Genomic DNA, 24,545 nt, shown 5'->3' on the forward strand with positions numbered 1-24,545 from the left:
GCGTGCCAGTGCGCCGAAAAGCCGGGCTGGAATCTAATCCCGCGGCAGCAGACGCTCGACGGCGAGCTCGACACCACACAGCTCGGCCAGCCCCTTGAGCCGGCCGATCAGCGGATAGCCGGGGCGGCTGTCGCGAGTCAGGTCATCGAGCAGATGATGGCCGTGATCCGGGCGCATCGGTAGTCGGTTGCCGCCTTCACGCTGGCGTCGGCGCTGTTCCTGAACCAGCGCGCCAATCACCCCGACCATATCGACGTCGCCGTCCAGATGCTCGGCCTCGTGGAAACTGAGCGGGTTGGCTTCGCGACGGGTAGCGCGCAGATGCACGAAATGGATATGCGGCGCGAAACGCTGGGCCATGGCGACCAGGTCGTTGTCCTCGCGCACGCCGTAGGAGCCGGTGCAGAAAGTCAGGCCATTGGCGGGGCTGGGCGCACTATCGAGCACGTACTGGGCGTCCTCGGCGGTCGAGACCACGCGCGGCAGCCCCAGCAGTTCCCGGGGCGGGTCGTCCGGGTGAATCGCCAGGCGCACGCCGGCTTCCTCCGCCGTGGGCACGATAGCGCGCAGGAAGGTGCTCAGATTCTCGCGCAGCGCAGTCGCGTCGATATCGCGGTAGGCATCGAGCGCCTGGCGAAAATCTTCCAGCGTATAGTGCTCTTCGGTGCCGGGCAGCCCGGCGATGACGGTGTCGACCAGCTGCGTTCGTGCCGCCGCGTCGAGTGTCTCCAGATAGGCGCTGGCCGCTTCCCGCTCGGTCTCGCTGTAATCGGTTGCTGCTCCTTCGCGCTCGAGCAGAAACAGATCGAAGGCGGCGAAGGCGGTCTGGTCGAAGCGCAGCGCGGTGCCGCCGTTGGGTAGCGGCCAGGCCAGATCGGTGCGAGTCCAGTCGAGGATCGGCATGAAGTTGTAGCAGACCACGTCGATCCCGCACTGGCCCAGGTTGGCGAGCGTCTGGCGGTAGTTGTCGATGTAGCCCTGGGCTTCGGGCAGGCCCTGTTTGATCGCCTCGTGAATCGGCACACTTTCGACCACCGACCAGGTCAGACCGGCGGATTCGATCAGGCGTTTGCGCTCGGCGATCGCTTCCACCGGCCACACCTCGCCGTTGGGGATCTCGTGCAGGGCCGTGACGATGCCGGTGGCGCCGGCCTGGCGGATGTCGTCGAGGGTGATGGGATCGGCCGGACCGAACCAGCGCCAGGTATGTTCCATGATCAAGCATCCCGATCAGAAGAGGTGAGTGTCAGAGCGGTAATCGTGGCTTCCACGCCATCGCGTTCCAGTCGCGTCAGCGCGCCGACGATCTGTTGGGCGAACCGTCGATCATCGCGCAGCGCGGCGGGGAAGACGGCCTCGAGGGCGAGGAAGGCGTCGATCAGCGCGGCGTGGTTGTCGCCATGGCGACGATGGAGCGCGGCTAACGTCTCGGCCATGGGGTCGTCCACCGGGTGCGGCTGGCCGCTGAGGTCGGTGCCGGCGGTGTAGCGAATCCAGCCGGCGACGCCCAGCGCGGTGACGTTGATGTCGGCGCCGTCGATCGACCGCTCGACACCGCCGGCCAGCCAGCGCTGGGGCAGCTTCTGGGAGCCGTCCATGGCGATCTGCTGCAGTCGATGACGCAGGCTGTCGTTGCCGAAGCGGGCCAGCAGACCGTCGGTGTAGGCAGCGACATCGGTTGCCGCCGGCAACGACAGCGTCGGGGTCGCGTCCTGCTGCCAGTAGTGCCGGAGCAGCTGGCGGAAAGCGGGGCGCGCGACGGCGGCGTCCACCGTCTCGATACCGGCCAGCGCGCCGAGATAGGCGAGCAGCGAGTGGGCGCCGTTGAGCAAACGCAGCTTCATGGTCTCGAATGGGGTGACATCGGCGACCATCTCGACGCCTTCGGCCCCCCAGTCCGGCCGGCCCAGCGGGAAATCGTCCTCGACCACCCACTGGCTGAAGGTCTCGCAGACCACGGCGGCAGGGTCGTCGATGCCCAGTCCGGCCAGACGTGTTCTGTCCGCGTCGGTCATCGCCGGCACGATGCGATCCACCATGCTCGAGGGGAAGGCGACGCTGGCGTCGATCCAGTCGGCCAGTTCGCCATCGCGATGCCGGGCCAGCGAGACCACTGCACGCCGCGTGCGCCGGCCGTTATGGGGCATGTTGTCGCAACAGAGCACGGCGAACGGTGGGACGCCTGCCGAGCGGCGTCGCGCCAGTGCCTCCAACAGCGTGCCCGGTGCGGTATCCGGCGATTCGGGATGGGCGATGTCGTGGGCGATCGCTGGCGCGTTGGTCAGCAGCTCGCCGCTGCCCGGGCTGAGGAAGTAGCCTTTTTCGGTCACGGTGAGGGTGACGATGCGCACGGCAGGATCGCTCATCCGCGCCAGCAGCCGTTCCCGGTCCGGGCCGTCCGGCCCCGCGTAGAGCGCTTCACGGATGGCGGTGACCTCCCGCAGCGTGACATGCTCGCTGTCGCTGAATTCGGCCACGTGATAGCGGCAGTCGCCGTCGCGCAGTTGATCGACCAGGGTGCGATTGGCGCGGATATTGGCGCTGCTGATGCCCCAGTCGTCCGCACCGGTTCGGTCGAGGTGTCGCTGCAGGTACACCGCCTGATGAGCGCGGTGAAAGGCGCCCAGGCCCAGGTGGACGATGCCGATCCCGCTCGGGGGCCGTCGGCTCGGTTCTCGCTCGATATGGATGTCGGCTGCGGCCATGAGGCTATTTCCCCATCAGCAGATTGGGCAACCATAGCGACAGCGCCGGCACGAACGACACCAGCATCAGCACGATCAGGTTGCAGATCAGGAAGGGCACGATGGCTTTCGCCACCCGCAGCATGGGCAGCTTGCCGATGCTCGATACCACGAACAGGCAGACGCCCACCGGCGGCGTGGTCAGGCCGATCATCAGGTTGAGTACCGCCATCACGCCGAAGTGGATCGGGTCCATGCCGATCCCCGTCGCCACGCCCAGCAGCGCCGGGAACAGGATGATCAGCGCGGCGATGGTCTCCATGAAGGCGCCGACGAACAGCAGGATCAGGTTGAGGATCAGGATGACCACGATCGGGTTGCTGCTGATGCCGAGAATGGCATCGGCGAGCATCTGGGGGATCTGCTGGCTGGTCAGGATCCAGCCGAACAGATTGGCCAGGCCGACCAGCAGCATCAGCGAGGCGGAGGTGATGACGGTATCGGAAAGGATGCCGCCCAGGTTGCGCCAGTTGATGCCCTTGTAGATGAAGGTGCCCACCAGCAGAGCGTAGAGGCTGGCGACGATCGACGCCTCGGTCGGCGTGAACAGGCCGCCGATGATGCCGTAGAGGATGATGAAGGTCATCAGCAGCGCCCAGAACGCGCTGCGGCCCTCCTTGAGCAACTCCCTGGCGGTGGCGCGCTTCTCCTTGGGGTAGCCGCGCCGCACCGCCAGCCAGTACGCGGTGATCATCATCGCCACGCCCAGCAGCAGGCCGGGCAGCGCACCGGCGAGGAACATGCGGCCGACGGAGATGCCGGAGAGCGAACCGACGATGATCATCGGTACGCTGGGTGGAATGATCGGGCCGATGGTGGAGGAGGCGGCAGTCACGGCAGCGGCGAACGGCTTGTCGTAGCCGGCCTTGGACATGCCCGGAATCATCACCGAGCCGATGCTGGCGGCGTCCGCCACCGCGGTGCCGGAGATGCCGCTGAAGATCATCGAACCGCCGACGTTGGCCAGGCCCAGGCCGCCGCGGATATGGCCGACCAGAGCGTTGGAGAAGCGCACGATATGCTGGGTGATATTACCCACGTTCATCAGGTTGCCGGCCATCACGAAGCCGGGAATGCAGAGCAGCACGAAGGAGTCGATGCCGGAAAACATGCGCTGCGGCACGATGGTCAACGAGATGCCGCCCAGCATCAGGTAGGCGAGTGACGACACGCCGAGGCAGAAGGCGATCGGCAGACCGATCAGCAGCAGTGCCAGAAAGGTGATGAAGAGAACGGCGATTTCCATCAGAGCGCCTCCTGTCGGGTGGCTTCGGCGCGGTCGCCACGAACCATGGCGGTGATGCCCTCGGCGAGGCCGATCAGGCTGTAGAGCAACAGCGCCCCGAACAGCACCACCGAAGAGAGAAAGATGTAGAGCATGGGGATGCGCAGCGTCGGCGAGGTCTGGAACGCGCCGATCTGGGCGAACTGCCAGGCGTTGGGCAGTACCACCAGCGTGAAGGCGAAGGTGATTGCCGAGATCAGCGCAAGGTAGGCGGCCCGACCACGGAAACCGAGCCAGCCGTGGAACAGCTCCACATTGACGTGGCGGTGACGGTGCTGCACGACGCCGGCACCCAGCGCCACCATGTAGATGAAGAGGTAGCGGGTGAGCTCTTCGGTCCACGACAGCGTGATTGGCAGGAACAGGCGTGACGCGACCTGCAGCAGCACGGTCAGCGACAGGCTCACCAGCGCGATGACGGCCAGTGTCAGCAGAACGCGGTCGAGCGCGTTGGCTAGTCGGCCAATGGGGCCGCCCAGTCGCGGAACGCGAGTCAGTATCTCGAGATTTTCCTGGATGTCCTGATGAATGTCCGTCTCTTGTTCCGACATGGCGGTCTCCGAACGAGATGAGAAACGGGAGCGGCGATCGCGCTGCCCCCGCATGCCTTGGCGCGGTAATCCGAAGGGGGATTACAGATCCTGGATGGCCTTGTAGAGCGCTTTTTGGTCGTCATTCAAGGCGTCGAGCACGGCGGGCTCGGCTTTCTTGGCGAAGGCGGCCTGATCCACCTCGACGAACTCCATGCCCTTGTCCTTGAGCGCCTGTTCGAGACGCTTCTGGTCCTCGACGAACAGTTTTTCCTCATAGGACTGCATCTCGCTGGCGGCGTCTCTCACCACGCTCTGCAGGTCGTCCGGCATCGACTCGAGCTTCTGCTTGCCGATCACCACGTAGATCCAGCTGCGCACGTGGTCGGTCATGTCCACGTACTGCTGGACTTCGTTGAAGCTGGCGCTTTCGATCAGGCTGAGCGGGTTCTCCTGGGCCTCGATGGTGTTCTGCTGCAGCGAGGTAAAGACTTCGCTGAAGGCCATCGGGGTCGGGCGGGCGCCCAGCGCTTCCCAGGTATCGACGAACAGCGGCACGTTGGGCACGCGAATGCGCAGGCCGTCGAGGTCGTCAGGGGTCTTGATCGGGCGGTTGGAGGTCAGTTCGCGCGGACCGCGCTCGAACCAGGCGATCGGCACCAGCCCGGTGCGCTCGGTGATCTGCGCCTCGATCTGCTTGCCGACGTCGCCTTCCACGGCCTTGCGCATCTGGTCCGCATCACGGAACAGGTAGGGCACGGCCATCATCGCCGCCTTGGGCGCCCAGTTCTGGAGACTCTCGCCGGTGATGGTCATGTCGGCGGTGCCCAGCTGGATGCTGTTGATCACATCCATTTCGCTGCCGAGCTGCTCGTTGGGGAACACCTGGACCTCGATCCGGCCGTCGGAGTTGGCTTCCACCAGCTCCTTGAACTTCAGCGCGGCCTGGTTCCAGATGTTCTGCTCGTTGGCCAGATGGCCGAATTTCAGCGTGTAGTCCGCAGCCATTGCCGCGTGGCTGCCCAGCAGCGTGGCGCCGAGGGCAGCGCCGGCCAGCAGATGCTTGAGGGTTGTCGTCGTCAACATGGCGTGAGTCTCCTGTCGCGTTGATACGCGTCGGTGTTGTTGTCCGGGCCAGCGCTATTCCGGGTCTCTTCCGGCATGGGTGGCGGACTCGATCGGACGTTCAAGGCGAGATTTTCACCAGCACCTTGCGCGCCCGTTCCGGGTGGTTCTCGAGCAGATCGATGGCGCCGGGCATCTCGGTGAGCGGGACGCGATGACTGATCAGCGCCCGGGGCTCGAGACGACCCGCGGCGATATGCTCGATCACCTCCGGGAATTTGCGGTTGTTCAGGCGGGAGCCGACCAGCGTCAGCTCCTTCTTGATCACTTCCAGCTGAACCAGGTCGCTGGGCGTCGGGCTGAAACCGAGTAGGCCGATGCGTCCGGCGGGGCAGGCCATCCGCAGCATGGCGGGCAGCATGGCCGGTACGCAGGCGGCATCGGCGATCAGCGGAATGCCCTCGCCATCGGTGGCGGCCAGCACCGCCTGTTCGAGATCTTCGCGGCGACCGTTGATCACGTGGCTGGCACCCAGCTCGCGCGCCGTGGCGAGGCGTTCGTCGAGGATGTCGGTGACGATCACCTCCTCGAGGCCCATGGCGCGCGCCATCTGCAGCACGGTCAGGCCGATCACGCCGGCACCGATCACCAGCAGACGGTCGCCCGGGTGTGGCGCCATCCGCGCGAGCACGTTGGCGGCGATCGAGTAGGGCTCGACCAGGGCGGCAGCGTCGAGATCGAGATCGTCGGGGATGCAGTGGGCGTTGGCCGCCGGCACGTTGACCTGCTCGGCAAAGCCGCCATTTCTGTGAACGCCGATCACCTGCATCGCGCTGCAGACGTTGGGCCGGCCGATACGGCAGGGATAGCATCGGCCGCAGTTGACCACCGGGTCGATGCAGACCCGCTCGCCGACACGGGCGAGATCGACGCCATCGCCCACGGCGCGGATCACCCCGGCGAACTCGTGGCCGGTGATCCGCGGAAACTGCACGAAGGCGTTGTCGCCGTGGATGATGTGCATGTCCGAGCCACAGATGCCGGCGAACGCGACGTCGACGACCACTTCACCTGCTGCCGCACGCGGTGCAGGCTGATCGCCGACGGCAAATGTATGCGGGGCGCTGACTCCAAAGGCTTGCATCGATGACTCTCCTGAATGTGTCGCAATCGGCCTGGCGCGGGCTCACCGGTGCCGTGTTCACCAATGCCAAAGTGTGCCGTCCTCGAGCCGGTTGACCGGCAGGCTGGCACGCTTGAACGGATGCCGGGCGGCGGCTTCCTCGTCGATATCGACGCCATGCCCCGGGGTTTCGCCGACCAGGAAGTGGCCATCCTCGAAGCGATAGTCGTGGGGAAAGACCGAATCGGTCAGTTCGTCGTGGGGCATGTGTTCCTGAATGCCGAAGTTGGGCACCCAGGTATCGAAGTGGATCGCGGCGCCGAGGCACACCGGTGACAGGTCGGTGGGGCCGTGGAAGCCGGTGCGCACATGGTAGAGCGATGCCAGGTCGGCGATCCGGCGCACATGGGTAATGCCGCCGCCGTGGGTCAGCGGTGTGCGGATGTAGTCGATCCACTGGTTCTGGATCATCTCGCGGCAGTCGTGGATCGAGTTGAACACCTCGCCGATGGCCAACGGCGTGGTGGTGTGTTCGCGGATCAGACGCAGGCTCTCCTGGTTTTCGGCCGGCACGCAGTCCTCGAGCCAGAACAGGTGGTAAGGCTCCACCGCTTTGCCCAGCCGTGCGGCTTCGATCGGTGTCAGCCGGTGGTGGACGTCATGCAGCAGGTGCAGCTCGTGGCCGAAGCGCTCGCGCACCGCGGCGAACAGCTGCGGCACGTGGTTGAGATATTTTTCGGTGCTCCAGACGTGTTCGGCAGGGAGCTCGGCATCGGCCGGCTCGTAGCGCTCGCCTTCCCGCTTGGCGACGCCGTAGATCGTCTCGATTCCGGGGACGCCGGCCTGAACGCGCACCGCCTTGTAGCCCAGCTCGACGTGACGGGCGACTTCCTCCAGGCAGCTGTCGATGTCCTTGCCGGTGCAGTGGGCGTAGGTCATCACCCGCTCGCGACTCTTGCCGCCCAGCAACTGGTAGAGCGGCATGTTGGCGGCCTTGGCCTTGATGTCCCACAGCGCCATGTCGACGGCGCCGATGGCGCTCATGGTCACCGGGCCGCGGCGCCAGTAGGCGCCGCGATAGAGGTACTGCCAGGTGTCTTCGATACGGCTGGCATCGCGGCCGATCAGCGCCGGCACCACGTGCTCTTCCAGATAGGCCGCGACCGCCATTTCGCGGCCGTTGAGCGTGGCGTCGCCGATACCGTAAGTGCCTGATTCGGTAATCAGCTTGAGGGTGACGAAATTGCGTCCCGGGCTGGTGACGATGACGCGGGCGTCGATGATTTTCATGGAGTCTCCGGCTGGGGAAAGCGGCAGCTTCAGTGGGTGGCGAACAGGTCGGGGAAGCGATCGATCAGGCGAGGCAGCGATGTCAGCAGCTCTCTCAGGTGTGCCTGCACGGCTCTCTCGGCGGCTTCCGGATCGCGAGCGTCGATCGCCGCGACGATGCTGGCGTGCTGGTCGACCAGCGTTTCCAGCGGCGTGCCGTCGGGCACGCTGATGTACCGAACGCGGTCGAAATGCGCCTTGACCTCCTCGGTGAAACGCCAGGCCGATTCATGCCCCGCTTCCCGGGAGAGGGTCTGGTGGAAGGCTTCGTCGAGTACGTAGAAACGGTCGTAATCGCCGCTGTCGATGGTTCGGCGCTGGCGTTCGACCAGTTCCAGGAGGTCCTCCATCCCGCGCCGGGAGAGTCCCTGTTCGGCGGCCGACTTAGCCACGGCCACCTCGATCGCCTCGCGCACGAAACGCGCGCTATAGACGGCTTGTGGCGAAATCTTGACCACGAAGGTGCCGCGCTGGGGGCGAACCTCGACCAGCCCCGCTTCCGAGAGTCGGATGAACGCTTCGCGAACTGGCTGGCGGCTGACCTCGAAAGTGTCGGCGATCTCCTTTTCGGAGAGTGCCTGGCCCGGTGCCAGCACCAGCCGGATGATGGCGTGGCGCAGCACGTCGTAGAGCCGCTGACGCACGTGTCCGGCTTCCGAGGCGTTCCAGAGTGTCTGCAGGGTCGTCGTGGTCAAGGGCGCTCCGGTGTTCATGGCTGACTGTCTTGTCTGACTAGTATGGTAGTTCTCTTGCCGTGCTGACGATTCGACTTTGGGCGCATGAACGACAGTGGACACCATCACAGTTTTAGCCGGCTCTGCCGATGTCTCTTGCAATCGGCTACGGGCCAAGGCCCATAGCCAAGATTCGTCATCGAAGGAGGTGGGGCAGCGATGGGCATACGCGATTGGCCGGAGGGGGAGCGACCGCGGGAGAAACTGTTGACGCTGGGGGCCGCGGCACTGTCCGACGCCGAGTTGCTGGCGATCTTTCTGCGCGTCGGGGTCAAGGGGCGCTCGGCGGTGGATCTGGCGCGGGATTTGCTGAGCAGCTTCGGTGGGCTACGCCAATTGCTGGAAGCGAGTCGCCAGCGATTCTGTGCCGAGCATGGTTTGGGTGAAGCGAAGTTCGTGCAGCTCCAGGCCACGCTCGAGCTGTCGCGCCGTCATCTGGGCAGCCTGCTCGAGCGGGAGGCGGCGCTGACCTCGCCGGCGCTGGTACGGACCTTCCTGAGTGCGCAGCTGCGGCATCTGGAGCATGAGGCGTTCGCGGCGCTGTTCCTGGACACCCAGCATCGCGTGATCCGCTTCGAGATCCTCTCCGAGGGCACCCTGGACAGCGCCTCCGTCTATCCGCGGGAAGTCGCCCGACGGACGCTTGCGCACAATGCCGGCGCGGTGATCTTCGCCCATAATCACCCCTCCGGCGTGGCCGAGCCCAGCGACGCCGACCGTCGGATTACCGAGCGCCTGCGCGAGGCGCTGGCGCTGTTCGACATTCGGGTGCTGGACCACTTCGTGATCGGAGACAGCGAGGTGATCTCCTTCGCCGAACGGGGATGGCTGTAAGCAGCGCATCGATTTCGAGATTCGGATGGGAAGACGTGCCGGATTCGGGTAACATGCCGCGCCATGTTCTCGGGTGGTCGCCGCTGCGGCGGCGTGTCGGCAACGATGGACGCTGCAGTTGCAGGGCGCCAAATTGTTGCGAAGCGCAGGGGGCTCTGGTATAAAGTACGCCCTTTGAATCGGGGCATACGGCGAGAGCAACTCATTTCGCGCCTTCCCAGATGCCCGAGATAAACCGAACAACCCAACCCGTCAGTGGTCGGAGGCTTCCATGTCCCAAGTTTGTCAGGTTACCGGTAAGCGTCCGGTGACTGGTAACAACGTCTCGCACTCACAGCGCAAGACACGTCGTCGTTTCGTCCCGAACCTGCATACGCATCGTTTCTGGGTCGAATCCGAGAAGCGTTTCGTCAAGCTGCGTCTGTCCTCCAAGGGCATGCGCATCATCGACAAGAAGGGCATCGAAGCAGTGCTCAGCGACATTCGCAAGCGTGGCGCCAGCCTTTAAGGAGTCGAGACATGCGTGACAAGATCAAGTTGGTGTCCAGTGCCGGTACCGGCCACTTCTACACCACCGCGAAGAACAAGCGTAACACCCCGGACAAGCTGGAATTCAAGAAGTACGATCCGGTCGTTCGCAAGCACGTCATCTACAAGGAAGCCAAGATCAAGTGATCTAGCTTTCCGATAGCGCTGAAATGTCAGCGCTGGGATGACAGTACGGAAACCCGGTCCTCGACCGGGTTTTCTCGTTTGCGGTGAACGAATCGCGAGACCAGTCGCATGCCCGAGCTTCCCGAAGTCGAAACCACCCGGCGCGGTATTGCGCCCCACGTCGAGAGGCGCGAGATCGTCGAGGTGATCGTGCGCCAGCGCAGCCTGCGCGTACCGGTCCCCGGCGATCTGGAGTCGTCGCTGATCGGCCAGCGCCTCGGCGAGCTGGCCCGGCGCGCCAAGTATCTGCTGTTGCCGCTGGGCGAGCGCAAGCTGCTGTGGCATTTGGGGATGTCCGGCAGCCTGCGCATTGCCCGCGTCGGCGATCAGCCCAAGAAGCACGACCACGTCGATGTGGTGTTCGAGGGCGGCAATATCCTGCGCTACCACGATCCCCGCCGCTTCGGCTTCGTCGATTGGCTGGCGGGAGACGTCGCCTCGGACGTCCGACTGTCGAGGCTGGGGCCGGAGCCGCTGTCGCCGGATTTCGACGGGCAGCGGCTCTATCGGCTGTCCCGGGGTCGTCGCGCGGCCGTCAAGACCTTTATCATGGACAACGCCGTGGTCGTGGGGGTGGGCAATATCTACGCCACCGAGGCGCTGTTCATGGCCGGGATCGATCCGCGCCGCGCCGCCGGACGCGTCTCCCTCGAGCGTTTCGAACGCCTGGCCGTCGCGATCAAGACGGTGCTGGCCTCGGCGATCGCCCAGGGCGGAACGACGCTGCGGGATTTCGTCAGCGGCACCGGCGAACCGGGTTACTTCGCCCAGCGGCTCAACGTCTATGGACGCGGAGGCGAACCCTGCCGGCATTGCGGCCTGGAACTGCGCCAGACCGTGCTGGGTCAGCGTGCCAGCGTGTTTTGCGCGATCTGCCAGACTTGACCCTGGAGACCGGTCTCGCGCCGAGGGCACATCGGCGAGGGTGTTGCCTCTAACGATCGGTCTTCGATCCGGTGATATCGTCTCGGTGGGTTCGCCCCCAGCGCTGGCGCGGTAGAATACGCCCGAACGCTCTCTCTACGCCTGCATTTCCTCGCAACGCCACAACCTCTTTACCTGATGGAGTCCTGCACATGGAGTCAACCGTGACCCAGACCCTGCGTCTCAAGAAGAACGCCGATCGACGCTTGAAGGCAGGCCATCTCTGGCTCTACTCCAACGAGATCGATATTCAGGCCACGCCGCTCAAGGGCCTGGAGCCGGGGGCGCAGGTGACCATCGAAGCGGCCAACGGCAAGGCGCTGGGTGTGGCATACGTCAATCCGAACTCCTTGATCTGCGCCCGCGTCGTCTCCCGCGACGCCGGTGTGCGGTTGGATCGTTCGCTACTAGTCCATCGCTTCAATCAGGCGCTGGCGCTGCGTGAACGACTCTTCGCCAAGCCGTTCTATCGTCTGGTTCACGGCGAGGGCGATCTGCTGCCGGGACTGATCGTCGACCGTTTCGGTGACGTGTTGGTCGTGCAGCTCAACACCCTTGGCATGGAGACGGTGCGCGACGAGGTGATCGCGGCGCTGGACAAGGTGCTGGCGCCTCGGGCGATCGTGTTCAAGAACGACTCCAGCGGGCGTCGGCTCGAGCAGCTAGAGTCAGAGGTGGCGGTGGTTCACGGAGAATTGCCGGACGAGGTACTGCTGGAAGAGAACGGCGTTCGTTTCGTGGCGCCGGTGCTGGATGGTCAGAAGACCGGCTGGTTCTACGACCACCGTGCCAACCGCGCCTGGCTCAACAGCTTGGTCGCCGGCAAGCGGGTGCTCGATCTGTTCAGCTATGTGGGAGGCTGGGGCGTTCAGGCGGCGGCCCACGGCGCCAGCGAGGTGCTCTGCGTCGACGCTTCCCAGACGGCGCTGGAGCGGGTGGCCGAGAACGCCGCGCTCAACGGACTCCACGAGCAGGTGTCGGTCGGCCACGGCGACGTGTTCGAAGCCATGACGGCGCTGCGCGCCGAGGGCGAGAAGTTCGATGTCGTGGTGCTCGATCCGCCGGCGTTCATCAAGAAACGCAAGGATCTGGCCAATGGCGAACGGGCCTACGCGCGGCTCAATCGCGAGGCGATGCGGCTGCTGGGGCGTGATGGCCTGCTGATGTCGGCCTCCTGCTCCATGCACCTGTTCGAGGAGCGTCTTGTCGAGTGCGTGCGAGGCGCGGTACGCCATCAGGATCGCCACGGCCAGATCCTCTATCGCGGTGGCCAGGCCGGTGATCACCCGGTGCATCCGTCGATTCCCGAGACCGCTTACCTGAAAGCGCTCGGCGTGCGGGTTTTTCGGAACTGATGGTCGCGACGATCCGGTGTCATTGACATGACCGTCGAACGGGTTTGCATCTTTCGTCACTCCAATGTCTTGTTGGTCAGTCATGTTCGTAACCTGATCGAAAGCGCTGGCCTGTCGGCCACGTTGCGCAACATGACCCTGGCCGGCGGGGCGGGGGAGCTGCCGCCCGATCAGTGCGAGGCCGAGGTCTGGGTATCCGCCGCCGCCGAGACGCTGGCGGTTCAACTGGTCCGGGAAGCGCTCGATGGACCCACCGCGGCCTTGCCGGCATGGCGCTGCCAGGGCTGCGGGGAGCGGCTCGATGGCGTGTTCGACACTTGCTGGCAGTGCGGCCGCGATCGCCCGGATCAGGGGGGCTGCTGATCTCGGTCGCTCCGGTGTCGTCTGATTCAACCCAGGAGGTTTGCATGGACTGGGACCTACCCACGCCTTTCGTGATCGATATCGATGTGGAGCGCTCGAGCATCGATCATTATGGCCACGTCAACAACGCCGAGTATCTACGCTGGGTCGAGCGTGCCAGCTGGGCGCATTCGCGCGCGCTGGGGCTGACGCTGGAGGACTATCGTGCGCTCAATCGCGGCATGGTCGTTCACCGTCACGAGTTGGACTACCTCGCGCCGGCCTTCGAGGGCGACCGCTTGCAGCTCTCGACCTGGATCGTCAGTTGCGATGGCCGCCTGTCGCTGGAACGGCGCTTCCAGCTGTGCCACGTCGATAGCGGCCGCACACTGCTGCGCGCCCATACTCGCTTCGCCTGTATCGACATGGCGAGCTGCCGTCCCAAGCGCATGCCAGCGCGCTTCGTCGAGGTCTATGGCGGCGCCTGCGTTACCGCTGACCGCTGAATCGCCGATTCGAAAGACCGCCGGCCCCGCTTGTCGCGACGAGCGGGGCCGGTGGCGCGTCGGCTCATGTCATGGCGGACGAGGACGTCGGCTTGCGCTCGCCGGTTGCGCGCGATGTCGGCCGGCCAGGGGCGACGATCGGCATGAAGCGGTCGAGTGTCGCGTCGCTGGCCGGTCGCGTGACGCGCGAGACGAGCACGAACAGCGGCAGATTGACGATCAAACCCCAGGCCCCGGCGTGGACGCCGAATGGGTTGGGCCATACCAGCGTGAACAGTGCGGTCACGATGAACCCGACCGTCAGCCCGCACAATACCCCGGCTCGAGTGGCTCGCGGCCATACGAACAGGCCGATGAACGCTGGCAGCATCTGGGCGGCGAAGCCGAGCCCGACCAGCAGAATCATGATCAGGTTGCCGGGATTGAGCATCGCCACCGGGCCGACGATCAGCAGCATGATCGGGAAGATCAGGTAGCGCGCGAGCTGGCCGGTGCGCCGTTCCGAGAGCTTGAACAGCGGACGGATCACGTCCCGGGTCCAGGTCAGCGCGGTGCCGTGGATGTAGGGCTCGCTGGAGGACATCGCGGCGGCCAGGGTGCCGGCGCCGAGCAGGCCCACCAGTACCGGCGGCATCTGCTGGAATGCCAGCTGCAGGGCGACGGTGTCGGCGCGCTCCAGGTGGGGCAGGCTGAAGATGCCGATGAAACCGACCACCACCATCGGCAGGATGACGAAGTAGTAGGTCGGCAGCCAACTGGCGCTGCGACGGATGCTCTGGGCCGAGTCGGCGCTCATCCACTGCAGCCAGACCGGCTGCTGGAACGAGAACATCGAGACGATGATCGACGAGGTCCAGAAGGCGAAGCTCATGTCACCGAGGCCGCCCGGCAGCGTCAGAAAGTCGACATGGGTTTCGCGCAGGCGCTCGAAGACCCCGCCGAACCACCAGTCGCCGGTCATCCGATGGGCTGCCCATAGGCCGATCGTCCAGGCCACGACCAGCATCAGGCCGCCCTGAAACGCGTTGGTCACGCCGATGGCGCGCTGACCGCTGATGAACAGATAGATCGCAATGGTGCCAAGCACCAGCCAGATATTGAGCGCGAAGGGCAGCAGGCCGCCGCTCATCACCTCCAGGATGTAGGCCGCGCCGATGGTCTGGAGAACAGCGTAGGCGAGCGCGCCGATCGACATCACTAGCGAGGTCAGCGCGCCGAGAAGCGGGCTCTCGAAGCGGTCCGCCACCGCCTGGGCCTGGGTGACATGGCCGAGCCTGGCGCCGAAGGCCCACACCCGCGGGCCGCAGTACCAGGCGATCAGCGCCAGGTAGCTCAGGTAGATGACGACGTAGAACACCGGCACGCCCTTGCTCCAGGCCCAGCCCGGCGCGCCCATGAAAGTGTAGGCGCTGATGCTGCCGGCGCCCATCAACAGATACATCACCAGCGGCCCCATGCTGCGCCCGGCGACGCCCCACTGTTCGAGACTGTCCATGCGGTGGCTGCCTCGGGCGCGGATCCCCAGCCACAGCGCGATCGCCACGTAGGCCAGGGTCATCAGCAGCGGAATCGGATCACTCATTGGCTGCGGTCTCCGGCTGGTCCTGGGTGCGACGGATCGACTCGGGCAGTGGCAGCAGTCGATTGGCGATCAGCATGACCGCGGTCGAGGCGACGATGATCAGGCAAGACCAGGTCGCCAGCGCCGGCAGTCCCAGCACCAGCACGGCGTGGTTGGCCAGCAGCACCGCCGGCCACAGGCCCGCCAGGATCACCACCGTGAAAAGCGCCAGTATCAGCTTGCCGCGCGTCGTGGCAGGAAGGATCAATCGATGGTTCATCAACTCGCTCCGCAATCTTGTCGTTATCAGGCTACCGGCTGTCGGGGACCGCGTCTCGCGCGCGCCACCTCAGCGGGCCGGCGGCCGAGGCCAGCAGCGGATCGGCCCGCGCCAGGTCTCGAAGGCGTGGGCCAGTTTCAGCACGCGCTGATCCTCGAAGCGCGGCGCGATCAGTTGAACGCCGATCGGCAACCCTTCCCGGCTGAAACCGGCGTTGATCGATAGCGCCGGCTGCTCGCCCATGTTCCACGGCAGGGTGAAGCCGAGATGCTCGAAGGGCCGCTCGGGGTCGTTCGAGGGGTGGCCGTACTCGGCAGGGAACGAGTAGAGCGGCGTGGTCGGCGAGAGGATGGCGTCGACGTCGTCGAACGCCGCCTCGGTGGTGCGGCGCATGGCGAAGGTCTGCTCGAAGCCGTGGACGACATCGACCGCGCTCAACTCGGCGCCGCTTGCCGCCCACTGGGTGATCATCGGGAACACGCGGTCGCGATCCGCCTCGCTCAGCGTGGCCAGCGTCTTCCACTGCCTCGCCCGCCAGAAGTTGTCGAGGCCGTCGAGCATGGCGCGGGTCATCACCGGCGCCACGGGCACCAACGTGGCGCCGGCGCGTTCGAACTGCGCGGCGACGGTTTCCACCGTGGCCAGGATCTCGGGGTCGACGTCCATGCCGCAGCCGGCATCGAGCATGACGCCAAGTCTGAGTCTCGACAGGTCGAGCGAGCAGTTCATCCAGTCGATGGAATCCGGTGGCAGACGGGTGGCGTCACGGCGATCCGTCCGCGAGAGCGTCGCCATCAGCAGCGCCGCGTCCTCCACCGTGCGCGTCATGGGCCCGGCACAGCGCCCGGTGTAGTAGGGGTCGATGGGAATCCGGCCCAGCGTCGGCTTGAAACCGACCAGGCCGCACCACGCCGCCGGCAGACGGACAGAACCGCCGATGTCGGTGCCCACGTGCAGCGGGCCCAGGCCGGCGGCCGCCGCCGCGCCGGCGCCGGAGCTGGAACCGCCGGGATTGGTGTCGAGCTTCCACGGGTTGCGGGTCAGGCCGTGGAAAGTCGAGACGCCGGAGGACATCATGCCGAAATCGGGGCAGGTAGTCTTGGCGAAGATCAGTGCATGGTCTTCCCGTAACCGTGCCGATGGCGGCGCATCCTCGCGAGCCGGGGTCAGTTCGGTGACCGCGGTCCCTTGCGGAATCGGCACGCCGCGGGTGGCGATCAACTCCTTGATCGTGACCGGAATGCCGTCGAGAGCTCCCATCGGGGTGCCATTGTGCCAGCGCTGGGTAGCTTCGGCGGCCGCTGTCGTCAGCGTTGCTTCGTCGTAGGCATAGAGCGCGTTGATGTGAGGTTCCCAGGCATGGATGTGCGGGATGAGCTCGGCGACGTAGTCGGCGGGCGAGCAGCGACCGTCGCGAAAACCGGCCAGCAGCGCGGTCGCGGATGCATCGAGAAGGTTCATGGCGAGAGGGCCTCGTCGGATTGTCGTTGGTCTTTAGCATGCAGCGTATTGGCGGGTTATCGCTACTGCGAATCGGCGAGCACGCTGTCTCGATCTGGTCTGCACCAGGCTATGCCGGATGTTAACGCGACGGCCACAGTGGGTTCTTTGCATGTTTGGCTCATTTATCTTTTTATGGCTTATTTTTAGGAATTATTTTTTGCCAATATCTTTTTTTTAGTGATTTTGCGTGTTTTTTATCGCTATATCCCGTCTTTATTGCTGTTGTGCTGTAATTCTCTCGATCCTTCAATGACAACCAACGATCGAGGCAACGACCATGCATATTGGCGTCCCCAAGGAAATCAAGAACCATGAATATCGCGTCGCCCTGACACCGGGCGGCGTGCGTGAACTGGTGGCGCGAGGCCACCGGGTGTCTGTACAGGCGGAGGCGGGTACAGGATCCGGCTATCAGGACGATGCCTATCGGGAGGCCGGTGCCGACGTCGTGGCCGATGTCGATGCGCTATGGGCGAGCGCGGAGCTGATCCTCAAGGTCAAGGAGCCGCAGGCGGAAGAGGTCGCCCGGCTGCGTCCGGAGCAGACGCTGTTCACCTACCTGCACCTGGCCGCCGAGGAGCGGCTGACTCGCGGCCTGATCGACAGCGGCGCCACCTGCATCGCCTACGAGACCATCACCGATGACCTGGGCGGCTTGCCGCTGCTGGCGCCGATGAGTCGCGTCGCCGGCCGCATGGCGGTACAGGCCGGAGCGCACAGCCTGGAGAAGGCCCAGGGCGGTGCTGGCATTCTGCTGCCGGGGGTGCCAGGCGTGGCGCCGGCCAAGGTCACGGTGATCGGCGGCGGCGTGGTCGGCGAGAATGCCGCGCGCATGGCGCTGGGGCTGGGTGCCGAGGTGACCATTCTCGATAAGTCGCTGCCCCGGCTGGAAGTGCTCGATCATCGATACCAGGGCCGGATTCGCACGGTCTATTCGACCACCGAGACGCTGGAAGTCGCCGTGCGCGAGTCCGACATGATCATTGGCGCCGTGCTGGTGCCCGGCGCGGCCGCGCCCAAGCTGATCACCCGTGCGATGCTGGGCGAGATGAGACCGGGCAGCGTGCTGGTGGACGTGGCGATCGACCAGGGCGGCTGCTTCGAGACCAGCAGGCCCACCACCCACGCCGATCCCAGTTACGTGGTCGACGGGATCGTCCACTACTGCGTTGCCAACATGCCCGGTGCGGTGGCGCGCACCTCGACCCAGGCGCTGACCAACGCCACGCTGCCGTTCGTGATCGCGCTGGCCGACAAGGGCTGGCAACGGGCGCTGGCCGATGATGCGCATTTCCGCGCCGGCCTCAACGTTCATGCCGGTCAGGTGACCTACGCCGCCGTCGGCGAAGCGTTCGGGCTGGACGTGGCTTCAACCGAGCAGATTCTCAAGGGCTGAGGTCGAGCACCCTCCGAGGCGGGGGCCAGCAGGCGAGATCGACCGATCAGCGGCGCCGACACTGTCGACGCCGCTTTCGGTTTCAGGCTGTGGTCATGCGGCCTTGCATGCAATGCAGCGGGTCAGAATCTCGCTATGTGAGACGAACTCGACAACACGTCTCGGTATGCTCGACAGAGATCCCGGTTTCGAGTCGTCGACGTGCCATCAACTCCGCGTGAATCCTCCCAGACACCTTCCACCCTGCGCCACGTGATGGCACTGCTGCGGGCAACCGCGGCGTGCGGTGCCCGCGGCGCGGGCATCGACGATTATCTCGATGCCACCGAACTGAGCCGCCCCACCATCTACCGACTGCTCAAGGGGCTGCGCGAGGAGGGGTTCCTGCGTCCCTCTCCACTGCGTCATCGCTATCTGCTGGGTTACGAGCTGCTGGTACTCGGCGCCGAAGCAGGCAACGGCGGCAGCCTTCGCGACCTGGCTCGCCCCAGATTGCTCGAGCTGGCGCAGCGACTTGGCGACAGCTTTTACCTGTTTGCCCACGACGGCCGCCACGCGGTCTGCCTCGAAGTCCAGAACGGCGCCTATCCGGTGGGCAGTTTCGTGGCCTCGATCGGCGGTCGCGTGCCGCTGGGAGTGGGGCAGGCTTCGATCGCGCTGCTGGCCTCGCTCGAGAGCCGGGAGCGTGAATGGATCCTCGCGGCCAACCGCGAGCTGCTACAAGACCGCTACGAGATCAGCGTCGACGCCGTCGAGCGGGAGATCGCGCGTTTCCATCAGGAGGGCCACGCCCGCGGCGTCGAGGGTTCGAGCCTGCCTGAATTCACGGGCCTGGCGATTCCCATTCTCGACCACAGCGGACGCTGTCTCGGCGCCTTCAGTTGCTCGATGCTCAAGTCGCGGATGACGCCGGCTCATCGCCAGGAGGTACTGGCGATGATGGCGGAGCAGGCCGAGAGCCTGGTGTCGCAAGCCCACGGTTTACTGCAGGCGGAATGACGATCATGTCGAAAGCGGTTCAACCGTCCCATCTTCGCCCTTGCGGCTGGCAGGCACTGCTGCCCGCCCCGACTTCGCGACCCGAGCTCCAGGGGGATCAGGTCGCGGATCTGGCGATCGTGGGCGCGGGCTACACCGGCGTCGCCGTGGCGCGGACCTATCATCGTCTGGCGCCGGACCGTCGCATCGTGATGATCGATGCCGAGGCGGCCGGGGAGGGCAGTCCGGGACGCAACTCCGGATTCATGCTGGAGATCGCGTTGGCCAACGATGCCTCCGCGGATCAACTGGCGCGAATGTCGACACTCAATGCGCTGAGCCGTGGGGCGATGGCGACGCTCAAGGCGCAGGTCGACGAGCACGCCATCGATTGCCAGCTCCAGCGCACCGGTACCTATCGGGCCGCCCGGGGCGACGAGGGGCGACGTGCGCTGGCCCGGTATCGGGGTTTTCTGGAGGCTGCGGGGCTGCCCCATCGGCGCCTCGAGCGCGAGCAGCTCGACGCCGCGCTGGGCACCCGCTACTACGCCGAAGGAATCTACTCGCCCGACTGCTATCTCGTTCAGCCGGCGGCGCTCATCCGCGGATTGGTCGACGCGCTGCCGGCGGCGGTGGCGTGTCACGAACGGAGCCCGGCACTGGCCGTGCAACGGGACAACCGGGCGTGGCGGGTCAGCACCCCGCAAGGGTCGCTGCGGGCCCGGCAGGTGGTGCTCGCCAACAATGCCTTTTCGCGTCCTCTGGGCGCCGACGCCTCACGCCTTACCGCCATCTACACATACGCCGCGCTGACTGCACCCCTCTCGCCGGGGCTGACGGCCGCCATCGGAGCCGGGCCCTGGGGGCTGCTGCCAACCCACCGGCTGGGTTGCACGTTACGCACCACCGCGGATGGCCGCTTGATGATCCGCGCCCAGTACAGCTACGAGCGGGAAAGGGACAATGCGGCCGTCGCCGCCGGACTCAAGTCGAGCCTGGTCGCACGCTATCCGGAACTGTCGGCCATTGAATTCGAGCGGGTCTGGGGCGGTACCACCGGCCTGACCTACAACGGTGCCCCTCTGTGGGGGGAGGTGGCGGAAAACCTGTTCGTGTCGGCGGGGTGTAACGGCGGCGGCATCGTCAAGGGCACCTTGCTGGGCGAGGCCCTGGCGAAGCTCGCGCTGAAACAGCCGGTAGTCGATATTTCCGGCCTCTTCGGCAAGCCGAGCTGGATGCCGCCCGAACCCATTCGCAGGCTGGCCTTCAACGCCATTCGCGCCCACGAACAGCGCAAGGGGCGTGACGAGGCCTGAGCACGCTTGGCCGCTTTCGGCTGAAAACCCATCACTACCGAAGCGTCATCGAGACCCACAACGCACAACAATCAAGGAGTCATCATGGACCCTCAGGTGCACTACGGCATGCTGTCACTGTTGCCGGCTTGTCTTGCCATCGTCTTGGCGTTTGCGACGCGTAACACGATCTTCTCCCTTGCCGTGGCCTGCGTCGTCGGCGTCACGGTCATGGGGCGGGGGCTGTTCGGCTTTCCCAATCTGCTCAAGACGTCATTGGGGACCACGGATTTCTCCTGGATTCTGCTGCTGGAGCTGTTCATCGGCACGGTCATCGCCTTTTTCCAGCGTACCGGGGCGATCCGCAACTTCACCGCCTGGGTCGAGGCGCGCGCGCTGTCGCGGGTGCGAGTTCAACTGGTCGGCTGGTTCATGGGCATGTTCGTGTTCTTCAGCGACTACTTCAGCCCGCTGTTCGTCGGTTCCACCATTCGCGGGCTGACGGACCGCTACCGGGTCTCGCGCGAGAAACTGGCCTATATCGCCGATTCCACTTCCGCACCGGTCAGCGTGCTGGTGCCGATTACGGGGTGGGCGGTATTCATCTCGGGGCTCTTGATCGGCATGGGGCCCATCGAGACCGCAGGCGATGCCATGCAGGCCTTCGTCTACGCCGTACCCTTCAATCTCTATGCCTGGATGTCGGTGCTGATGGTCGGGTTGGTGATTGTCGGGGGCGTGCCGCTTTTCGGCCCGCTGAAGCGCGCCGAGGCCCGCGCCCAGAACGAGGGCAAGGTGTTTCGCGACGGCGCCGATCCGCTGCTCGGCGAGGAGCTCACCGACCTGCAGCCGTTCGAGGGCGTGCGCACCAACCTGTTTCTCAACTTCGTGCTGCCGGTGCTGATCGTGATCGGCGTTGCGGTGGGAACTTTCGCGTTCATGGGCTCGGCCAAGACGATGGAGGCGTTCCTCGCCGCGGCGGTGGTGCTGGGGGTGATCATGCGGCTGCAGGGCATCCCCCTCAACGACATCATGAAGACGGCCACGGCAGGCATGAAGGGAGTGATGCCGGCAATCCTGATCCTGGCGCTGGCCTATTCGCTGAATCAGCTTTCGAAGGAGATGGGGACGGCCGCCTTCATCGTCGAGATCAGCCATGACTGGCTGTCACCGACGCTGCTGCCCGCGATCACCTTCCTGCTGGCGGCGATCATCGCTTTCGCCACCGGCTCTTCCTGGGGAACCTTCGCGATCATGATGCCGATTTCGGTACCGGTCGCCTTCGTGTTCACCGGTGATACGCTGACGCCGCTGGTCTACGCCACCATCGCCGCGGTGGCTGGCGGCGGGGTGTTCGGCGACCACTGCTCGCCGCTGTCGGATACCACGGTGCTCGCCTCCACCGGCTCCGCCTGCGACCACATGGACCACGTGCGTACCCAGATTCCCTACGCGCTGGCGGTGGCGGCGGTGTCGCTGCTGGCCTACCTGCTGATCGGCATCGGTCTGTAGAGGTCCCCGCGGGTGTTCGCTCTGGGGAAGGTGGCAGGGTAAACTGCCCGCACTGCCACTTTCCCCAAGCGATTCGAAGAGTTCATGAGCAAGCGACGCGTTCTTACCGGTATCACCACCACGGGTACGCCGCATCTGGGCAATTATGTCGGCGCGATCAAGCCGGCCATCGCCGAGAGCCAGAATCCCGACGTCCAGTCCTACTACTTTTTGGCCGACCTGCATGCGCTGATCAAGGCGCAGGATCCCCGGCGGGTGCAGCAGTCGCGCCTCGAGATTGCCGCCACCTGGCTGGCGCTGGGCCTGGATACCGACAACGCCATCTTCTATCGCCAGTCCGATATCCACGAGATTCCCGAGCTGACCTGGCTGCTCTCCTGCGTCTGTGCCAAGGGGCTGATGAACCGGGCCCACGCCTACAAGGCGGCGGTGGCCGACAACGAAACCGATGGCCAGAGCGATCCCGATCGCGGCATCACCATGGGGCTGTTCGGTTACCCGGTGCTGATGGCGGCCGATATCCTGATGTTCAACGCCCACAAGGTGCCAGTGGGGCGCGACCAGATCCAGCATATCGAGATGGCCCGCGACGTGGCGGGGCGTTTCAACCATATCTACAAGGGCGACTACTTCACCCTGCCCGAGGCGATCGTTGACGATAAGGTCGAGGTGCTGCGGGGCCTCGACGGCCGCAAGATGTCGAAGAGCTACGATAACACCATCCCGCTGTTCGTCTCCGAGAAGAAGCTGCAGAAGCTGGTGCGCAAGATCAAGACCAATTCGCTGGAGCCCGGCGAACCCAAGGACCCGGATACCTGCACGCTGTTCCAGATCTATTCTGCCTTCGCCACGGAAGAAGAGAGCCTGGACATGCGTCGCCGCTACGCCGAGGGGATCGGCTGGGGCGACGCCAAGAACGAGGTGTTCGAGTACCTCAACGCGCACCTGCGCGCACCTCGCGAGCGCTATGAAGCGCTGATGAACGATCCCGGACATATCGAGCAGGTGCTGTTGAAAGGCGCCGAGCGGGCACGGGCAGAAGCGAATGCATTGATGGAGAGGTTGCGCGTTGCGGTAGGGCTGGGGCGGTTTCAATAAGCTGCGGGCTGCGCCAGCGACGAACGCCGCTGGCGCTTTTCTCTGCAATGACCGCATCGATCCTCGCGGCTCCTCGATGTTCATCAATAACCAGAACGTCTATCGAAAGACCGTATTGTCGTTTTCGAATTCCTGAGTAAAAGACTAAAGTATCGGCCATTCGATTTTAGTCTAAGAAAGGGGTTGTTTTATGACGACTTTGACGAAAACGGCGCCTCCCGGCATCGGCCGGCTTTCGCCCAAGGCGTGGATCGCCGCGCTGCTGCTCGTTCTCGGTGCGCTGGCCGTCGGCCTCGCCTTCGGTGGCAGTCAGGGGTGGCTGATGTTGGTCGGCGGCGGTCTGGGCATCGTGCTCTATCACGCCTCCTTCGGTTTCACCTCCGCGTGGCGAGTGTTCATCACTGAGCGCCGCGGCCGCGGGCTGCGCGCACAGATGGTGATGCTGGCGCTGGCGGTGGTGCTGTTCTTCCCGGCGCTGGGAGCGGGAACGCTGTTCGGCCATCCGGTCGAGGGGTTCGTCTCGCCCATCGGTATCTCCGTCATCGTCGGCGCCTTCCTGTTCGGTATCGGCATGCAACTGGGCGGTGGCTGTGCGTCCGGCACGCTGTTCACCGTGGGGGGCGGCAACGCCCGCATGGTCATCACGCTGCTCTTCTTCATCGTCGGCTCGGTGATCGGCACCGCCCACTTCGCCTGGTGGCAGAGCCTGCCGGCGTTCCAGCCCACCTCGATGATCGATCTGTTCGGCACGGGGGGCGGGATGGCTGCTAGCCTGGTGCTGTTTGCGGGCATTGCCGCCTTGACCGTCGTCATGGAGAAGCGTCGTCACGGCCAACTGGAGCAGGCATCATTGGTTTCTCGGGGGCCGGGCCGCTGGCTGACCGGACCGTGGCCGATCCTGGCTGGGGCGATTGGCCTGGCACTGCTCAACTTCCTGACGCTGTCATTGGCCGGCCGGCCCTGGGGAATTACCTCGGCCTTCGCGCTGTGGGGCGCCAAGGTGTTCCAGGCCGTCGGCGGCGACGTAACGGCCTGGGGCTACTGGCAGAACCCCGGGCGTGCCGCCTCTCTCGACAGCAGCATCTTCAGCGATATCACCACGGTGATGAACATCGGCGTCATCCTGGGTGCGGGCCTGGCGGCATCGCTGGCAGGGCGTTTCGCGCCCAGCTTGCGTATCCCGCTACGTTCCGTGGCGGCGGCCGTGATTGGTGGGCTGCTGCTGGGCTATGGCGCGCGCCTAGCGTTCGGTTGCAATATCGGCGCCTACTTCAGCGGCATTGCGTCCGGCAGCCTGCACGGCTGGCTGTGGCTGGTCGCCGCGTTCGCCGGCAACATGTTCGGCGTCAAGCTGCGCCCGCTGTTCTTCCCGGGGCCGGCAAAACCGGTTGCGGCGAGTTGCTGAACGGTCGGGCGGCGACCGGCCAGGCCCCGCCA

Annotated in this window: 24 protein-coding genes; 13 read left to right on the plus strand and 11 right to left on the minus strand. The window is 65.2% G+C overall.

What is annotated here, in order from left to right; translation table 11 throughout:
- Positions 1–33 precede the first annotated feature (33 nt).
- The 8 genes from uxuA to F0A16_RS05905 form a co-directional block, all read right to left on the minus strand.
- Positions 34–1,215: a mannonate dehydratase gene (gene uxuA / locus F0A16_RS05870; RefSeq protein ID WP_149434439.1), complete on the minus strand. Its 1,182-nt coding sequence runs from the start codon at positions 1,213–1,215 to the stop codon at positions 34–36.
- 2 nt (positions 1,216–1,217) lie between these two features.
- Positions 1,218–2,705, minus strand: a complete 1,488-nt coding sequence (locus F0A16_RS05875; protein WP_149434440.1) for a mannitol dehydrogenase family protein — start codon at positions 2,703–2,705, stop codon at positions 1,218–1,220.
- A 4-nt stretch (positions 2,706–2,709) separates the two neighbouring features.
- Positions 2,710–3,990 (minus strand): TRAP transporter large permease, encoded by a 1,281-nt coding sequence (locus F0A16_RS05880; RefSeq protein WP_149434441.1) that lies wholly within the window; start codon positions 3,988–3,990, stop codon positions 2,710–2,712.
- On the minus strand, positions 3,990–4,580 hold the full coding sequence (locus F0A16_RS05885; RefSeq protein WP_149434442.1) for a TRAP transporter small permease: 591 nt from the start codon (positions 4,578–4,580) through the stop codon (positions 3,990–3,992). Before F0A16_RS05885 ends, F0A16_RS05880 begins: the two co-directional genes overlap by 1 nt.
- Positions 4,581–4,661: 81 nt before the next feature.
- A complete protein-coding gene (locus F0A16_RS05890; RefSeq protein ID WP_149434443.1) occupies positions 4,662–5,645 on the minus strand; it encodes a TRAP transporter substrate-binding protein in 984 nt (327 codons plus the stop codon).
- Between the two features lie 100 nt (positions 5,646–5,745).
- On the minus strand, positions 5,746–6,768 hold the full coding sequence (locus F0A16_RS05895; RefSeq protein ID WP_149434444.1) for a Zn-dependent oxidoreductase: 1,023 nt from the start codon (positions 6,766–6,768) through the stop codon (positions 5,746–5,748).
- 57 nt (positions 6,769–6,825) lie between these two features.
- On the minus strand, positions 6,826–8,037 hold the full coding sequence (manD, locus tag F0A16_RS05900) for a D-mannonate dehydratase ManD (RefSeq protein WP_149434445.1): 1,212 nt from the start codon (positions 8,035–8,037) through the stop codon (positions 6,826–6,828).
- Between the two features lie 29 nt (positions 8,038–8,066).
- Complete coding sequence (locus tag F0A16_RS05905; protein WP_239023725.1) at positions 8,067–8,771, minus strand: GntR family transcriptional regulator; 705 nt, start codon at positions 8,769–8,771, stop codon at positions 8,067–8,069.
- A 198-nt stretch (positions 8,772–8,969) separates the two neighbouring features.
- On the opposite strand from F0A16_RS05905, the gene radC reads away from it, so the two are divergent.
- The 7 genes from radC (at position 8,970) to F0A16_RS05940 (ending at position 13,485) form a co-directional block, all read left to right on the plus strand.
- A complete protein-coding gene (gene radC, locus F0A16_RS05910) occupies positions 8,970–9,644 on the plus strand; it encodes a RadC family protein (protein WP_149434447.1) in 675 nt (224 codons plus the stop codon).
- 271 nt (positions 9,645–9,915) lie between these two features.
- Positions 9,916–10,152 (plus strand): 50S ribosomal protein L28, encoded by a 237-nt coding sequence (rpmB, locus tag F0A16_RS05915; protein ID WP_075568200.1) that lies wholly within the window; start codon positions 9,916–9,918, stop codon positions 10,150–10,152.
- Positions 10,153–10,163: 11 nt separating this feature from the next.
- Positions 10,164–10,319, plus strand: coding sequence for a 50S ribosomal protein L33 (rpmG, locus tag F0A16_RS05920; protein WP_035472447.1), 156 nt, complete (start codon positions 10,164–10,166; stop codon positions 10,317–10,319).
- Between the two features lie 108 nt (positions 10,320–10,427).
- Positions 10,428–11,243 carry a bifunctional DNA-formamidopyrimidine glycosylase/DNA-(apurinic or apyrimidinic site) lyase gene (mutM, locus tag F0A16_RS05925; RefSeq protein WP_149434448.1) on the plus strand — a complete coding sequence of 272 codons (816 nt, stop codon included), beginning with the start codon at positions 10,428–10,430 and terminating at the stop codon, positions 11,241–11,243.
- Positions 11,244–11,446: 203 nt separating this feature from the next.
- A complete protein-coding gene (locus tag F0A16_RS05930; protein WP_149434584.1) occupies positions 11,447–12,637 on the plus strand; it encodes a class I SAM-dependent rRNA methyltransferase in 1,191 nt (396 codons plus the stop codon).
- Between the two features lie 27 nt (positions 12,638–12,664).
- Complete coding sequence (locus F0A16_RS05935; RefSeq protein WP_149434449.1) at positions 12,665–13,000, plus strand: putative signal transducing protein; 336 nt, start codon at positions 12,665–12,667, stop codon at positions 12,998–13,000.
- 44 nt (positions 13,001–13,044) lie between these two features.
- Complete coding sequence (locus tag F0A16_RS05940; RefSeq protein ID WP_149434450.1) at positions 13,045–13,485, plus strand: acyl-CoA thioesterase; 441 nt, start codon at positions 13,045–13,047, stop codon at positions 13,483–13,485.
- 64 nt (positions 13,486–13,549) lie between these two features.
- Here the strand turns inward: F0A16_RS05940 and F0A16_RS05945 are convergent, their stop codons facing one another.
- The 3 genes from F0A16_RS05945 to F0A16_RS05955 form a co-directional block, all read right to left on the minus strand.
- On the minus strand, positions 13,550–15,067 hold the full coding sequence (locus tag F0A16_RS05945; protein ID WP_149434451.1) for a sodium:solute symporter family protein: 1,518 nt from the start codon (positions 15,065–15,067) through the stop codon (positions 13,550–13,552).
- Positions 15,060–15,326 carry a hypothetical protein gene (locus F0A16_RS05950; protein ID WP_149434452.1) on the minus strand — a complete coding sequence of 89 codons (267 nt, stop codon included), beginning with the start codon at positions 15,324–15,326 and terminating at the stop codon, positions 15,060–15,062. Before F0A16_RS05950 ends, F0A16_RS05945 begins: the two co-directional genes overlap by 8 nt.
- A 69-nt stretch (positions 15,327–15,395) precedes the next feature.
- On the minus strand, positions 15,396–16,787 hold the full coding sequence (locus tag F0A16_RS05955) for an amidase (protein ID WP_149434453.1): 1,392 nt from the start codon (positions 16,785–16,787) through the stop codon (positions 15,396–15,398).
- A gap of 319 nt (positions 16,788–17,106) precedes the next feature.
- Here F0A16_RS05955 and ald point away from each other — a divergent pair, with 319 nt between their 5' ends.
- From ald to F0A16_RS05985, 6 genes are all read left to right on the plus strand, one after another.
- Positions 17,107–18,225 (plus strand): alanine dehydrogenase, encoded by a 1,119-nt coding sequence (ald, locus tag F0A16_RS05960; RefSeq protein WP_149434454.1) that lies wholly within the window; start codon positions 17,107–17,109, stop codon positions 18,223–18,225.
- Positions 18,226–18,426: 201 nt separating this feature from the next.
- The gene (locus tag F0A16_RS05965) at positions 18,427–19,224 is read left to right on the plus strand and encodes an IclR family transcriptional regulator (protein ID WP_239023726.1); all 798 of its coding nucleotides are present in this window, start codon (positions 18,427–18,429) and stop codon (positions 19,222–19,224) included.
- 5 nt (positions 19,225–19,229) lie between these two features.
- Entirely contained in the window at positions 19,230–20,519 is a 1,290-nt protein-coding gene (locus F0A16_RS05970) for an NAD(P)/FAD-dependent oxidoreductase (protein ID WP_187775915.1), read from the plus strand.
- An 84-nt stretch (positions 20,520–20,603) separates the two neighbouring features.
- Positions 20,604–22,010 carry a Na+/H+ antiporter NhaC family protein gene (locus F0A16_RS05975; RefSeq protein WP_149434456.1) on the plus strand — a complete coding sequence of 469 codons (1,407 nt, stop codon included), beginning with the start codon at positions 20,604–20,606 and terminating at the stop codon, positions 22,008–22,010.
- Between the two features lie 84 nt (positions 22,011–22,094).
- Positions 22,095–23,108, plus strand: coding sequence for a tryptophan--tRNA ligase (locus F0A16_RS05980; protein WP_149434457.1), 1,014 nt, complete (start codon positions 22,095–22,097; stop codon positions 23,106–23,108).
- Positions 23,109–23,298: 190 nt separating this feature from the next.
- A complete protein-coding gene (locus F0A16_RS05985; protein WP_149434458.1) occupies positions 23,299–24,513 on the plus strand; it encodes a YeeE/YedE family protein in 1,215 nt (404 codons plus the stop codon).
- Positions 24,514–24,545: the final 32 nt, after the last annotated feature.

The organism is Salinicola corii (assembly GCF_008298015.1).
In the GTDB taxonomy this organism is placed as follows: domain Bacteria; phylum Pseudomonadota; class Gammaproteobacteria; order Pseudomonadales; family Halomonadaceae; genus Salinicola; species Salinicola corii.